Raw genomic sequence first — 13,459 nt, 5'->3', positions numbered from 1 at the left:
CACCGGCTGGGACGCCGCCCCGTGGCCGCGCGGCGTCCGGCGGTGGTGGCTCAGGTCACGTCCAGGTCGGCGTACAGCATGTCGTGGTCCGAGTACCGGGTGCGGACCACCCGGTGCTCGGCGGGGGCGATGCCGCGCAGGAAGACGTAGTCGAACTTGCTCCGCCAGTCCGTGGTCGGCTCACAGGTGCCGACGGGTGCGGGCCGGCACTGCGGGTCGGCGTCCGTGGCCAGCGCCCACAGGGGATCGAGTTCGGACGCCTCGGGTACGGCGTTGAGGTCGCCGACGACTATGGCGCGGTCGTGCCGGCCGACTTCCCCGGCGAGTGCGCGGACCTGGCCCTCGCGAAACTCCTCCTGCCGCCGTTGCGCGAGGTGCGTGTTGAAGACGCGGACGGAGCGACCGCCCACCTCGGTGGTGACCGCGAGATAGCCACGGTCCTCGGAACCGCCCTCGGGGTACTCGGCCTTGACCGCGTCCGTCATCGGTGCCGCCGAGAGGATGGCCTGGCCGAAGCCCCCCGGGTTCCACGGCGCCCCGCCGCAACGGCGCCAGTTCTGCAGGACCGTCCCGTACGCGACGTGGTAGACGAGCCCGTGGTAGGCCTCCAGGTAGTCCCGGATCTTGTCGACGTCGCGTGCGCACGCCTCCTGCATGCCGATGACCTGGGGCGCGTGCGCGGCTATCTCGGCGGCCCGGTCGATATTGCTCGCGTCGCAGGGATTGCAGAGGTTCCAGGTCATGACCCGGTTCGGCACGATGTCCTTGACGGGTTCCGCGGGCAGTGACCTGCCGGAGAGGGCACCACCGGGGGCGCTGGGTCCTGTCAGTGCCAGACAGGCCAGCGCCACGGCGCCCACGAGCCATCGCGAGCCGCTCCTCGTGAGCACCGTCGCCTCCTTGTGCGGACACCCATGACAACTGACCTTTCCACCAACGAGGTTATGGCACGCGGGACGGGACGAGGCCGGCGGCCTGTCGTCTCCGGCCACGGCCGCTGCCGGCCGGCCACAACCATCGGTTGTCGAAGGGCAGCGTTATGCTCACCGCCATGGATACCGAAGCGGTGCGGTCGTTCGTCCGCGCGGCCGAACTGGGCCAGCTCCGGCACGCGGCCGACGAACTCGGTGTGACGCAGCAGGCCGTCTCGAAGCGCATCGCCGCGCTGGAGCGCACGCTCGACGTCCGGTTGTTCACCCGCACCGCCCGAGGAGTGGAGCTGACGCTCGACGGACAGGCCTTCCTGGCACACGCCCGGAACATCGTCGCGGACGCCGACCGCGCCGTCGCCGCGATCGCGCGGGGTTCGCGGGCCCTGCGGATCGACGTCCTCGGTCTGCGGAGCGCTCAGGCCGTCGTCCTGCACGACTACTGGCGCTCGCACCCCGGGACCGCACTCGACGTGGTGACGCTCCGGGTCGACGATCCGCGTCTGGCGGTGGCCGCCGTACAGGCGGGCGACGTCGACGCCTCGTTCCGCTCGGTCACCGACCCGGCCGCCCTGCCGAGCGACGTGCGGATGATCCACGCGTTCCACTCCCCACTGGAACTCCTCGTCGGCCCGAAGCACCCGCTCGCCGCCGCACGCACGCTGACCCCGGAGCGGCTGCGCGGGCACCGGATCTGGGTGCCGGGGATCGCACCGGGCAGCGAATGGGCGGACTTCTACGATCAGCTCACCGCCGCGTTCGGTCTCCGCGTGGACGCGGCGGGCCCGAACTTCGGCAACGAGGTACTCCTCGACATCCTCGCCGACTCCGACGACGTGGCCACCCTGGTGGGCTCCCGCGACCGGTACGCCTGGCCGGCCGGCCACGACCTGCGCCGCATCCCCGTCGCGCGTCCCACACTCGCCTACCCGCTCTCCCTCCTCCTCCCCCGGGAGAATCCGCACCCGGGCCTGCGGGCCGTCGTCGGCCACTTCGCGACCCTGGACCCGCTGCCCGCGGACACCTGGCTCCCCACCTGGGCGCCTTCGCCACCGGACGGCGCCGGCGAAGGCGGGCCCGGCTTCTGAGGAACGCCCGCTTCCCGACCGGGCGCGACCACACACGCTGTCCCGCGCATAGTCGCGTGCGTCCGGACGCCCGACGAGTTACCTTCGTGGCATGAACGTCACCGGCAGCAGCATCTCCGCGACCGCGCGAGCGACCAGCTCGCCGGTTGCCGCCGTCTGACCTTCCCCCTTTCCACCGGCGACCGGAAACGGCCCGCCGGTGTTCCGCGTGGCGCTCCGACGCCTTCGCCTCGCGCAGCGACGACCGCCGGGTTCCGTTCTCCGGTGCCCCTCCCGTCGCACAGCGAAGGAGTCACCCCATGGACACCGAGCAGATCATCCGCACGTTCGTCGAGTACTACGAGGACCACGGTCACCGCCGGATCACCGGCTCGACGCTGCTGCCCGAACCCGGCGGCCCCGTGCTGTTCACCAGCGCCGGCATGCACCCGCTCACCCCGTACCTGGAGGGCCGCCCCCACCCGCTGGGCCGGCGGCTGGTCAACGTCCAGCGCTGCCTGCGCACCACGGACCTGGACGAGGTCGGCGACGGCACCCACCTGACGGTGTTCCAGATGCTCGGCACGTGGTCGCTGGGCGACTACGGGGGCACCCGGAGTCTCGACTGGGGCCACCGGCTGCTCACCGAGGGTCTCGGCGTCGACCCGGGCCTCCTGCACGCCACCGTGTTCGGAGGTGACGAGCAGGTCGGGCCGGACACCGAGTCCCTGCGGCTGTGGCAGGAACGGGGTGTTCCCGTGGAGCTGACGGTGGACGACAACTGGTGGTCCAACGGGCCGGTCGGCCCGTGCGGGCCCGATTCGGAGATCTTCCTGTGGAGCGGTGACACCCCTCCCCGGTCCACGCCCACGGGCGACGACCGCTGGGTGGAGGTGTGGAACCACGTGATGATGCGCCACCGCCGGCTCGACGACGGCCGTCTGGTGCCACTGCCGCAGCGCAACGTCGACACCGGTCTGGGCCTGGAGCGCCTCGCCTCGCTGCTGCAGGGCAAGCCGTCGGTGTTCGACTGCGACGTCTTCGAGCCGTGGCGGCGGGTGCTGCCCACCCTGTGGCCGCTGGACGAACCCTCCTTCCGGATCGTCTGCGACCACCTCCGGTCGGTCGTCGTGGTCGTCGGCGACGGAGTCCGCCCCTCCCCCACCGGCCAGGGCTACGTGCTGCGCCGCCTGGTGCGACGGCTGCTCACCGTGCTGTGGCGGGACGACCCCGCACGCGGGATCGGCGACCTGCCGGACGAGCTGATCACGCACACCTCGGACCACTTCCGGCAGGACGTCGACCCCGACCTCGTACGGCGCCTGCTGGTGGACGAGGAGCACCGCTTCCGGCGGTTGCTGCGACGCGGCCGGAACGTGCTCGCCAGGCCCCGCTTCCGGGGCCCGCTGGGAGAGGACGACTTCGCCTACCTCCACGACACCCACGGTCTGCCGCGCGACCTGGTGACGAGTCTGCGCGAGGACGGGTCCGTCTGACGGGAGACGTGGGGACGGTGCGGCCGTGCCCCTCCGTCACCCGGTGCGGCCGTGCCCCGCCGTCACCCGGTGCGGCGGGTGGGGCGCCGACGGCGCTGGACGGCCCCGTAGGTCTCTTCGAGGGCGGTGGTCGCCGCGTCGTAGGAGCGCTGCGCGACGCCGACGAACAGGCAGTCGATGACGGCGAGTTGGGCGATGCGGCTGACGGTCGCGCCGGAGCGGAACGGCGTTTCCCTGGCGCAGGTCGTGAGGACGAGGTCGGCGCTGGTCGCGAGGGTGGAGCCGGGGTCGTTGGTCAGGGCGATGGTGGTGGCTCCGCGTTCGCCCGCGGCCTGGAGGGGCTCGGTGGTGTCCTCCGTCTCCCCGGAATGGGAGACGGCCAGGGCCACGTCGCCGGGCCCCAGCAGGGCCGTCGCGGTGAGCGCCGCGTGCCGGTCGCTCCAGATGAAGGCCATCCGGCCTATGCGGTGGAGCTTCTGGTGCAGGTCCTGGCCGACGAACGCGCTGGCCCCCACGCCGAAGATGTCGACCCTGCGGGCCTTGGCCACCGCGTCGACCGCCCGGCCCAGCGCGTCGATGTCCAGTTCGGCACCCGAGTCCTCCAGGGCCCGGACCTCGTTGTAGATGATCTTGCTGACTATCCGGTCCAGCGAGTCCGTCGGGCTGATGTCGGTGCCGCCCTGCGCCGCCCGGTCGCCGCCCAGCGCGTGCTCCCGCGCGGCGGCCGCGGCCAGCGCCAGGCGCAGCTGCGGGTAGTTGCCCGTGCCGACGGTGCGGCAGAACCGCATCACGGTGGCCGCCGAGGTGCTCGCCCGCTCCCCGAGCGCGTGGATGGACAGCTCCGCCACCTGCCCCGGGTCGGCGAGGACCACGTCGGCCACCCGGCGTTCCGAGGGGGCCAGGGAGGGCCGGGCGGCGCGGACGCGCGTGAGGATGTCGGCGAGCGGGGCGTCCTGGGCGGACGGCTCCGGCTCACGGGACGAGGACTGGCGGACCATGGCCCCTCCTGGGAGTGATGCGCACAGAGTAATGGGGCGGCCCGAGGGGGTCAAAAAGTTACGTGGAGAACGACGCGACGTTACTTATTGACATACGGAGGGCGGCGTTCCCATACTCGGACGGCGATCCGCACCGGTCACCGACGACCCGGTGGCTCTCGACGTGCCGGGTCCCTCGGGCAAAGGGCGAGCCGTATGACTTCAGTAGTGGCGGTAGATCTCGGGAAGACCGGTTGCCGCGCCGTGCTGTGGAACAGCGCCGACTCGTCACGGGCCGTCAGTTCCGTGGCCGGTGCTCCGGGTCTTGCCGCGCCCGACGGTGTGGCGGCGGCCCGTGCCGCCGTGCGCGCCGCCGTCGAGCCGCTCCTGGGGGAGCGGGACGGCTCCCGGCCGGAAGCGGTCCTGGTGGGCGCCGCCGGAGCGGCTTCGGCCCCCGCGGCGTCCCGTTCCCTGGCCGATGCCCTCCTCGACGACCTGCCCGTCGAGGAGGCCGCCGTCACCAGCGACGCGGTCACCGCGCACGCCGGCGCGCTCGGCGGCCGGGCGGGGGTGGTCCTGGCGATCGGCACCGGATCGGTCGCGGTCGGCATCGGCGCCGACGGGGCCTACGCCCGCGTCGACGGGTGGGGTCCCCTGCTCGGCGACGACGGCAGCGGCGCCCGGATCGGCACCGCCGGACTGCGCGCGGCCCTGCGCGCCCACGACGGACGGGGCCCGGCCACCGCTCTGCTGGACGCCGCCGCCGGCCTCTTCGGCGACCTCGAACGCCTTCCGGCGGCCGTCGCACGGGACGGGAATCCCGCCCGCACGGCCGCCTCGTTCGCCCCCGAGGTGGCCCGCCTCGCCGAGGCCGGGGACGACGTGGCCGCGGTCATCGTCCGGGACGCGGCCGCCGACCTCGCCGAGACCGCGCTCGCGGCGGCCGGCCGGATCACCTGTGGCGGCGCCCCGCTGCCGCTGGCCGTCACCGGCGGGCTGACCGGTCTCGGCCCGGCCCTGATGGCGCCGTTGACGGCCGCCCTCACCGGTTCCGGACTGCCCGTGCGGCTCACGGCCCCGCTCGGCGACCCCCTGGACGGGGCCCGGCTGCTGGCCGTGGACCGCAGCACCCCGCGCACCTCCCTCGTCGTCCGCGTCCGCCGGACCTCTCCCCTCCCCCCTCTCCCCACGCCGGCGACCCCACCGGCCAGTGCCTAGGAGCAAGCGTGCGCCAGCTCGACCTCGTGGTGATCGTGGTCTACCTGATCGGGATCGCCTGGATCGGCCTGCGGAAGGCAGGCCGGCAGAAGTCGGCGAAGGACTACTTCGTCGGTGAAGGCCACATGCCGTGGTGGACGGTCTCCTTCTCCGTCGTCGCCACCGAGACGAGTGTGCTGACCGTGATCAGCGTGCCCGGCGGCGCCTACAGCGGCCAGGCCTTCGGCAACGTCGAACTCGCCCTCGGCTACGTCATCGGACGCGTCGTCGTCGCCACCGTGCTGATCCCCCTCTACAAGCGCGGCGGCTTCGTCAGCGCCTACCAGTACCTGGGCGACCGGTTCGGGCTGAAGCTGCAGGGGCTCGCGTCGGTGACCTTCGTGTTCACCCGGCTGCTGGCCGAGGGCGTGCGGCTGTTCGCCTCCGCCATCCCGATCAAGCTGCTGCTCGACGAGTTCGGTGTGCACGCGAGCTACCGCGTGATCATCATCGTGATCACGCTGATCACCGTCGTCTACACCTACCTGGGCGGCATCAAGGCGGTCATCTGGACCGACGCCATCCAGATGGTCCTCTACCTCGGCGGCGCGGTCCTCGCCGTGGCGGTGCTCTCCGCCCACGTCGGCGGTGACGGCTACGCGCGTGCGCTGGACGCCGGGAAGTTCACCCTCTTCGACACCGACTTCGACCTCGCCCACATCCTCACCAGCCCGTTCGCCCTGCCCACCGCCATCATCGGCGGCGCCATCTTCGCCATGGCCTCGCACGGCTCCGACCAGCTGATCGTCCAGCGCGTGCTGGCGACGAGGACGCTGCGCGAGGGCCAGAAGGCCATGATCGCCTCGGGTGTCTTCGTCACCGTCCAGTTCGCCGCCTTCTCCCTCGTCGGCGCGCTGCTGTGGTCGTACAACCAGGGCAAGTCCTTCTCGGAGCTGGGGCTGTCCAGCTCGGACAACCTCTACCCGGAGTTCATCCTGCACGGGCTGCCCGTGATCGTCTCGGGCCTGCTCGTGGCCGGCATCCTGGGCGCCGCGATGGGGTCGCTGTCCTCGGCGCTGAACTCCATGTCGAACTCGACGGTCGCCGACATCATCCACAGCTTCTTCCGCACCACACCGTCCGAGGAGGCGCTGCTCAGGCTCGCCCGCTGGATGACGCTGGTGTGGGCGACGCTCATGGCCGTCTTCGCCTGCGCCTTCAGCGCGAGCACGGGCAACGTGTACCTGACCGGTCTGACCATCGCCGGGTACACCTACGGGGCGCTGCTCGGCGCCTTCCTGCTGGGGCGGCTGGTCAAGCGGGCCAACGAGGTCGACTCCATCGTGGCCTTCCTGGTCACCATCGGGGTGATGACGTACATCGTGCGCGAGGTGAAGATCGACGTCACCACGGGCGGGACCACGGTGTCCCAGGCGATCGCGGCCCAGTGGCTGGTGCCCATCGGCGTGCTGATCACCCTGCTCGTGGGCGGCGTACTGAGCCTGTTCCACCGGGCGCCGCAGGCCACGGGGAGCCCGGCCCTCGACGAGGAGCCCGGCGCCGGACCCGACCAGCTGACCACGACGGCCGGCCGCAACTGACCGGGCGGATCCCGTCCGGCTCGTCCAACCCCCGCAGGAGTACCCCGTGCGTGTGATCGGCCTGATGTCAGGCACGTCCTACGACGCCATCGAGGCGGCCGCCGCAGACCTCGAACTGCGGGGTGAGGTCCTGGTGATGCGCCCGCTGGGCCATCTCTCCGCCCCCTACCCGGACGAGCTGCGCGATCTGATCGCGAGCAGTCTGCCGCCGTCGGCGGCGACGATGCGGACGGTCGCCCGGCTCGACACCGGGGTCGGGCAGGCGTTCGCCGACGTGGCCGTGCGGGCGGTGCGCGAGCTGTGCGGGGGCGCCGCGGATCTGGTGGTCTCGCACGGGCAGACCATGTACCACTGGGTCGAGGACGGCACCGTGCACGGCACCCTCCAGCTCGGCCAGCCCGCCTGGATCGCCGAGGCGACCGGTCTGCCCGTCGTCTCCGACCTGCGCAGCAGGGACGTCGCGGCCGGCGGTCAGGGGGCGCCGCTGGTCGCCATGACCGACGTCCTCGCCCTGGCCGCGCTGCCCGGCGTCCCCGCCGCCCTCAACCTGGGCGGCATCGCCAACGTCACCGTCGTCGCTCCCGGCGCCGAGCCGCTGGCCTTCGACACCGGGCCCGCCAACGCCCTGATGGACGCCGCCGTACGGCACTTCACCGGCGGCGCGGCCGAGTACGACGAGGACGGACGCCGGGCGGGGGCGGGGCGGGTCGACCCGGCGCTGCTCAGGGTGCTGCTGGACGATCCCTACTACGCGAGGCCCGCTCCCAAGAGCACCGGCAAGGAGCAGTTCCACCTGCCGTACCTGCTCGACGCGCTCGCCGCGGCGCCGGTCGCGGAGCCCGACGACGTCCTGGCGACCCTGGCCAGGCTCACCGCCGTCACGGTGGCCGGCGCCTGCCGCGCCCACGGCGTCACGCGGCTCGTCGTCTCCGGCGGCGGTGCGCACAATCCCGTCCTGATGGGCATGCTGGCCGAGGAGCTGCCCGGGGTGACCCTCGACTCCAGCGACGCGCTCGGGCTGCCGCCGGACGCCAAGGAGGCCCTGGCCTTCGCCCTGCTGGGGTTCCTGACCGTCAACGGCCTGCCCGGCGCGATCCCCTCGGGGACGGGGGCGCGCCGGGCCGCGCTGCTGGGCACCGTCACGCCGGGGCGGGAGCCCTTGCGGCTGCCCGAGCCGGCCGGCCGCTCGCCCCGGATGCTGCGCGTCACCGGCGCGGCCCCGTCCTGACCGGCCGGCTCCACGGCGGCCCCGGTGTCTCAGCCGAGGTCGCCGGTGCGGGCCTGCCGCCACAGGTCGACGTCGCCGTCGACGACCGCGTGCTTGTCGATCTCGGCGAGTTCGTCGTCCCCGAAGGAGAGGTTGGTCAGGGCGGCCACGTTCTCCTCCAGCTGCTCGGGCCGGGAGGCGCCGATCACCAGCGATGTGACACGCGGGTCGCGCAGCGCCCAGGCGAGCGCCATCTGGGCCAGGCTCTGGCCCCGGCGGGCGGCGATGTCGTTCAGGGCGCGCAGCCGCCGGACCGTGTCCTCGGTGAGCCAGTCGGTGGCGAAGGACTTCCCCTGGGTGGCACGCGACCCCTCGGGCACGCCGTCGAGGTAGCGGCCGGTGAGCAGCCCCTGCGCCAGCGCGGTGAACCCGATGACGCCGAAGCCCTCGTCGGCCGCGGCGTCGAGCAGGCCCTCGGTCTCGATCCACCGGTTGAGCATGTTGTACGACGGCTGGTGGATGAGCAGCGGGGTGCCCAGGTCCCGGAGGATCGCGGCGGCCTGCCGGGAGCGTTCGGCGTCGTAGGAGGAGATGCCGACGTAGAGCGCCTTGCCCTGCCGCACCGCCGTGTCCAGCGCCGTCATGGTCTCCTCCAGCGGGGTGGAGGCGTCCAGGCGGTGGGAGTAGAAGATGTCGACGTAGTCCAGACCCGTGCGCCTGAGGGACTGGTCGAGGGAGGCGAGCACGTACTTGCGCGAGCCGCCGCCCTGGCCGTAAGGACCGGGCCACATGTCCCACCCGGCCTTGGTGGACACCACCAGCTCGTCGCGGTACGGCGCGAGGTCCTGCCGCATGATCCGGCCGAAGTTGGTCTCGGCGGAACCGTAGGGCGGGCCGTAGTTGTTGGCGAGGTCGTGGTGGGTGATGCCGAGGTCGAAGGCGCGCAGGGCGATCCGCCGCTGGGTCTCGAACGGCTTGTCGTCGCCGAAGTTGTGCCAGTAGCCCAGGGACAGCGCCGGCAGGTCGAGCCCGGAGCGTCCGGTGCGGCGGTACTGCATGGTGCCGTCGTAGCGGCTGGGGTCCGCGACGTGGTTCATGGGGTTCTCCGTGGGGAAGCGGGGTCGGGCAGGGCCCGTGACGGGGAGGTCAGCCGGTGGCGGCGCCGAACCACCGGGGCAGCCGGTCGTACAGGTCCTGCTGGTCGTCACCGACCCATGCCACGTGACCGTCCGGCCGCAGCAGCATCGCGGGCACCGCCAGTTTCGCACCGTCGTCGACGACGTGGTCCACCCGGTCCGACCAGCCCTTCACCGACAGTGCGTCGGTCCGGTCCAGGAGCAGCCCGCGACCGGAGTGCATCCGGTCGTACAGACGTCCCCCTTCCAGTTCGACGTCCCGCATCCTGCTGCCCAGCAGTGCGTGGCCCGGTCCGAAGTCGTAGCGGACGTCGAGCGCGGTGACCTTCTCGGTCAGGTGGCGGCTGACGTCCTCGAAGCACATCAGTTCGGTCAGGAGCCGGCGCACCGCGAGGGGCCCGGGCTCGGTGGACAGCAGTTCCATCTGGGCGCGGGTGTTGTCCAGCACGGCCGCGGCCACCGGGTGCCGTTCCGTGTGGTAGCTGTCCAGCAGCCCGGCGGGTGCCCAGCCGTTCACCTCGGCGGCCAGCTTCCAGCCGAGGTTGAAGGCGTCCTGTACGCCGAGGTTGAGGCCCTGTCCGCCGACCGGCGGGTGGATGTGCGCCGCGTCGCCGGCCAGCAGCACCCGGCCCGTACGGTAGCGCTCGGCCAGGCGCGTGCCGTCGCCGAAACGGGACAGCCAGCGCGGTGAGTGCACACCGAAGTCGGTGCCCGCGCACTCCCGCAGCGCCTGCCTGAACTCCTCCAGGGCCGGTGCGACCGACCGGTCCTCGGCGAGCCCGGCGGCGGGGACGACGACGCGGTACATCCCGTCCCCGACGGGCCCGAGGCCGAACCGTTTCTGGGTCCGGCGGACCTCGCTCACGCGGGCGGCGACCGTCTCCGGGTCCGCGGTCGTGCGCATCTCGCCGATCAGCGTCTCGGTGCGGGAGGGCTCGCCGGGGAAGCCGACGCCGAGCAGTGTGCGCACGGTGCTGCGGCCGCCGTCGCAGCCCACGAGGTAGCGGGAGCGCAGTCGCGTGCCGTCGGCGAGTTCGGCGGTGACCGCCTGGTCGTCCTGGCTGAGGCCGACCAGTTCGCACCCGCGGGCGATCTCGGCGCCGAGTTCCGTGGCGCGCTCGGCGAGCAGGCGGTCGGTGACGGGCTGCGGGATGCCGAGGGTGTAGGCGTGTGCGGTGTCCAGTGTCGGCGCGGGCTTGTCGATGGCGGCGAAGAAGCCGCCGACCGGATACCGCTTGCCGTGTTCGAGGAAGCGCCCCAGCAGACCGCGCTGGTCCATCACCTCGATGGAGCGCACGTGCAGGCCCAGTGAGCGGACCACCTGGGTCGGCGCGGTCTCCTTGTCCAGCACCCGTACCTGTACGCCGTGCAGGCGCAGTTCGGCGGCGAGCATCAGGCCGGTCGGTCCGCCGCCGACGACGAGTACGTCGATCATGAGTCCCCCATGGAGCGAAAACGTCGGGTGAGGCCGCCCGCTGTGCGCGAGCGGCGGTCGAGAGCGACGATTCTGCGCCAGGTGGGGGGCCTTGCCGCAAGGCCCCCCATGCGCTATAGGTTGATAGTGGCAGGAGGAGAGTGTTCCCCCTGCCTTTTCGTTTGCCCGGACGCCGGTGACGCGGACGGCGGAGACCCGTGTCGTGGAAGCGTGCCGAGGAGCGCCGGCCCTCGGGCCGCACCTCCCCGGCCTCCCGCTGCGCCCGTGGCCACCCGCATGGTCCGGCGCACCACCGACGGAACACATCACTGGCAGCGCGGCCGCGGTTCCACCGCGCCCCGCGTGCCCGGCCGTCCGCCCGTGTGCGAACGGGGCGGCCGCGTCTGCGGGTCGGCGGTACGTCAGCGGTACGACGGTGAGGGCACCGCGGCGTCCGGGGTGCCGGTTCGCGTCACCTCCGGCGCCGTCTCCGCTTGCGAGGACCGGACGGCGGCGGAGACTGATACGGACGACGGCACTCCGGAGGCCTGGACGGATGGGCGAGCACGATGTGCGTCCCGGCGCCGGGACGCGGCACGGCCTGCGGGCCGATGGACCGAGGCCCGGCTTCGTCCGGCCCGGCCCGCATCCGCACCCGCTCCTGCATCCGCACCCGCTCCCGCACCCGCTCCGGGCCGGCACGGCCGCGGCGGGGCACGCGCGCTCCGGGGACCGCGGAGGCCGGAGGACGGCGCACGGCCCGGGCGCCGGCAGGACCGCCGTGCCGGACCGGGCGGGGCGGGGCCGATGCCCCGAGTGCGTGTCGCGCGGCCCCTCGGCGTCAGCCACTCCCCGACGAAAGGCAGCCTCATGACGGACACCCCGCCTGCCACCACCATGGACTCCGGCGCACCGGCGGAGAGCGACGAACACTCGCTCACCGCGGGCCCCGCGGGTCCGGTCCTCCTCCAGGACGCCTACCTCATCGAACAGATGGCGCAGTTCAACCGGGAGCGCATTCCCGAGCGCCAGCCGCACGCCAAGGGCAGCGGTGCCTTCGGCCACTTCGAAGTGACCCACGACGTGAGCGCCTACACCAAGGCGGCGGTCTTCCAGCCGGGCACCCGCACCGATCTGGTCACCCGTTTCTCGACGGTCGCGGGCGAGCGCGGCAGCCCCGACACCTGGCGCGACCCGCGCGGCTTCGCGGTGAAGTTCTACACCAGCCAGGGCAACTACGACATGGTCGGCAACAACACGCCGGTGTTCTTCGTCAAGGACCCGATGAAATTCCAGCACTTCATCCGGTCGCAGAAGCGGCGGGCGGACAGCAACCTGCGCGACCACGACATGCAGTGGGACTTCTGGACCCTCTCGCCGGAGTCCGCGCACCAGGTGACCTGGCTCATGGGGGACCGCGGCATCCCGCGCACCTGGCGCCACATGAACGGCTACACCTCGCACACCTACATGTGGATCAACGCCTCCGGCGAACGCTTCTGGGTGAAGTACCACTTCAAGACGGACCAGGGCATCGAGTGCTTCACCCAGCACGAGGCCGACCAGATGGCGGCGGCCGACACCGACTACCACATGCGGGACCTCTTCGAGCACATCCGCGACGGCGACTTCCCGAGCTGGACCCTGCACGTGCAGGTCATGCCGTACGAGGAAGCCGCGGGCTACCGGTTCAACCCGTTCGACCTGACGAAGGTGTGGCCGCACGGCGACTACCCCCTCATCCCGGTCGGCCGCATGACGCTGGACCGGAACCCGACGGACAACCACGCGGAGATCGAGCAGGTGGCCTTCCAGCCCAACAACCTGGTCCCCGGAATCGGTCCGAGCCCGGATCGCATGCTGCTGGCCCGGCTCTTCTCCTACGCCGACGCACACCGCTACCGGATCGGCGCGAACTACCAGCAACTCCCGGTGAACGCCCCGGTCGTCGACGTCCGCACCTACTCCAAGGACGGTGCGATGGCCTACCGGAAGACGACCGACCCGGTCTACGCGCCGAACTCAAAGGGCGGGCCGGCCGCCGACACCGAGCGCTTCGGCACCCCGCCCAGCTGGGAGACGGACGGGGCCATCACCCGCACCGCCTATGTCAGCCACGCCGAGGACGACGACTGGGGTCAGCCTGGCACCCTGGTGCGCGAGGTGCTGGACGACGCCGCCCGGGACCGGCTGGTCGACAACGTGGTGGACCACCTCCTCAACGGGGTGACCGAACCCGTGCTCCAGCGGGCCTTCGAGTACTGGTCGAACATCGACAGGACCATCGGTGAGCGCATCGCCAAGGGGGTGCGGGCCAAGGCGGGCGAAAAGGACTTCAAGGCCGCCGAGCAGCGCAACCCGGCCCGGCAGTCGATGCAGGACAAGGCCTGACGCCTGCCGTGATGCTGTGCTCCCGCGGGGCGTGCACCGGTCGG

At 72.4% G+C, this 13,459-nt stretch carries 10 protein-coding genes; 6 read left to right on the top strand and 4 right to left on the bottom strand.

From position 1 onward, the window contains the following. Positions 1–50 precede the first annotated feature (50 nt). Entirely contained in the window at positions 51–890 is an 840-nt protein-coding gene (locus EV562_RS27905; protein WP_166662031.1) for an endonuclease/exonuclease/phosphatase family protein, read from the bottom strand. Between the two features lie 161 nt (positions 891–1,051). On the opposite strand from EV562_RS27905, the gene EV562_RS27900 reads away from it, so the two are divergent. Beyond that, positions 1,052–2,017 (top strand): LysR family transcriptional regulator, encoded by a 966-nt coding sequence (locus EV562_RS27900; RefSeq protein ID WP_166662030.1) that lies wholly within the window; start codon positions 1,052–1,054, stop codon positions 2,015–2,017. Positions 2,018–2,316: 299 nt separating this feature from the next. Then, a complete protein-coding gene (locus EV562_RS27890; RefSeq protein WP_133889628.1) occupies positions 2,317–3,492 on the top strand; it encodes an alanine--tRNA ligase-related protein in 1,176 nt (391 codons plus the stop codon). Between the two features lie 62 nt (positions 3,493–3,554). Here the strand turns inward: EV562_RS27890 and EV562_RS27885 are convergent, their stop codons facing one another. After that, a complete protein-coding gene (locus EV562_RS27885; protein WP_133889627.1) occupies positions 3,555–4,490 on the bottom strand; it encodes a MurR/RpiR family transcriptional regulator in 936 nt (311 codons plus the stop codon). 207 nt (positions 4,491–4,697) lie between these two features. Here EV562_RS27885 and EV562_RS27875 point away from each other — a divergent pair, with 207 nt between their 5' ends. The 3 genes from EV562_RS27875 to EV562_RS27865 are packed head-to-tail and all read left to right on the top strand — an operon-like array spanning position 4,698 to position 8,495. Next, the gene (locus EV562_RS27875) at positions 4,698–5,687 is read left to right on the top strand and encodes a BadF/BadG/BcrA/BcrD ATPase family protein (protein WP_243860205.1); all 990 of its coding nucleotides are present in this window, start codon (positions 4,698–4,700) and stop codon (positions 5,685–5,687) included. Positions 5,688–5,695: 8 nt separating this feature from the next. Then, on the top strand, positions 5,696–7,267 hold the full coding sequence (locus tag EV562_RS27870; RefSeq protein ID WP_133889625.1) for a sodium:solute symporter: 1,572 nt from the start codon (positions 5,696–5,698) through the stop codon (positions 7,265–7,267). Positions 7,268–7,313: 46 nt separating this feature from the next. Further along, a complete protein-coding gene (locus EV562_RS27865; RefSeq protein WP_133889624.1) occupies positions 7,314–8,495 on the top strand; it encodes an anhydro-N-acetylmuramic acid kinase in 1,182 nt (393 codons plus the stop codon). A 29-nt stretch (positions 8,496–8,524) separates the two neighbouring features. On the opposite strand, the gene mgrA is transcribed toward EV562_RS27865, so the two are convergent. Both mgrA and rox read right to left on the bottom strand, forming a co-directional pair. Beyond that, entirely contained in the window at positions 8,525–9,571 is a 1,047-nt protein-coding gene (gene mgrA / locus EV562_RS27860) for an L-glyceraldehyde 3-phosphate reductase (RefSeq protein WP_133889623.1), read from the bottom strand. 49 nt (positions 9,572–9,620) lie between these two features. Continuing rightward, on the bottom strand, positions 9,621–11,045 hold the full coding sequence (gene rox, locus EV562_RS27855; RefSeq protein WP_133889622.1) for a rifampin monooxygenase: 1,425 nt from the start codon (positions 11,043–11,045) through the stop codon (positions 9,621–9,623). 849 nt (positions 11,046–11,894) lie between these two features. Between rox and EV562_RS27850 the strand changes: the two genes are divergently transcribed. Beyond that, positions 11,895–13,415 carry a catalase gene (locus tag EV562_RS27850; protein WP_133889621.1) on the top strand — a complete coding sequence of 507 codons (1,521 nt, stop codon included), beginning with the start codon at positions 11,895–11,897 and terminating at the stop codon, positions 13,413–13,415. The last annotated feature ends 44 nt before the right edge of the window (positions 13,416–13,459 follow it).

It is taken from the genome of Streptomyces sp. BK208 (assembly GCF_004364245.1).
GTDB lineage: Bacteria > Actinomycetota > Actinomycetes > Streptomycetales > Streptomycetaceae > Streptomyces.
Note: the sequence above shows the minus strand (reverse complement) of the source record. Positions and strands in the feature narration are given on the sequence as shown.

Bases quoted from the DNA above. Each gene is read 5' to 3' on its own strand.
- EV562_RS27850 (WP_133889621.1), top strand. From the start codon at position 11,895: ATGACGGACACCCCGCCTGCCACCACCATGGACTCCGGCGCACCGGCG.
- EV562_RS27890 (WP_133889628.1), top strand. From the start codon at position 2,317: ATGGACACCGAGCAGATCATCCGCACGTTCGTCGAGTACTACGAGGAC.
- rox (WP_133889622.1), bottom strand. From the start codon at position 11,045: ATGATCGACGTACTCGTCGTCGGCGGCGGACCGACCGGCCTGATGCTC.
- EV562_RS27900 (WP_166662030.1), top strand. From the start codon at position 1,052: ATGGATACCGAAGCGGTGCGGTCGTTCGTCCGCGCGGCCGAACTGGGC.
- EV562_RS27885 (WP_133889627.1), bottom strand. From the start codon at position 4,490: ATGGTCCGCCAGTCCTCGTCCCGTGAGCCGGAGCCGTCCGCCCAGGAC.
- mgrA (WP_133889623.1), bottom strand. From the start codon at position 9,571: ATGAACCACGTCGCGGACCCCAGCCGCTACGACGGCACCATGCAGTAC.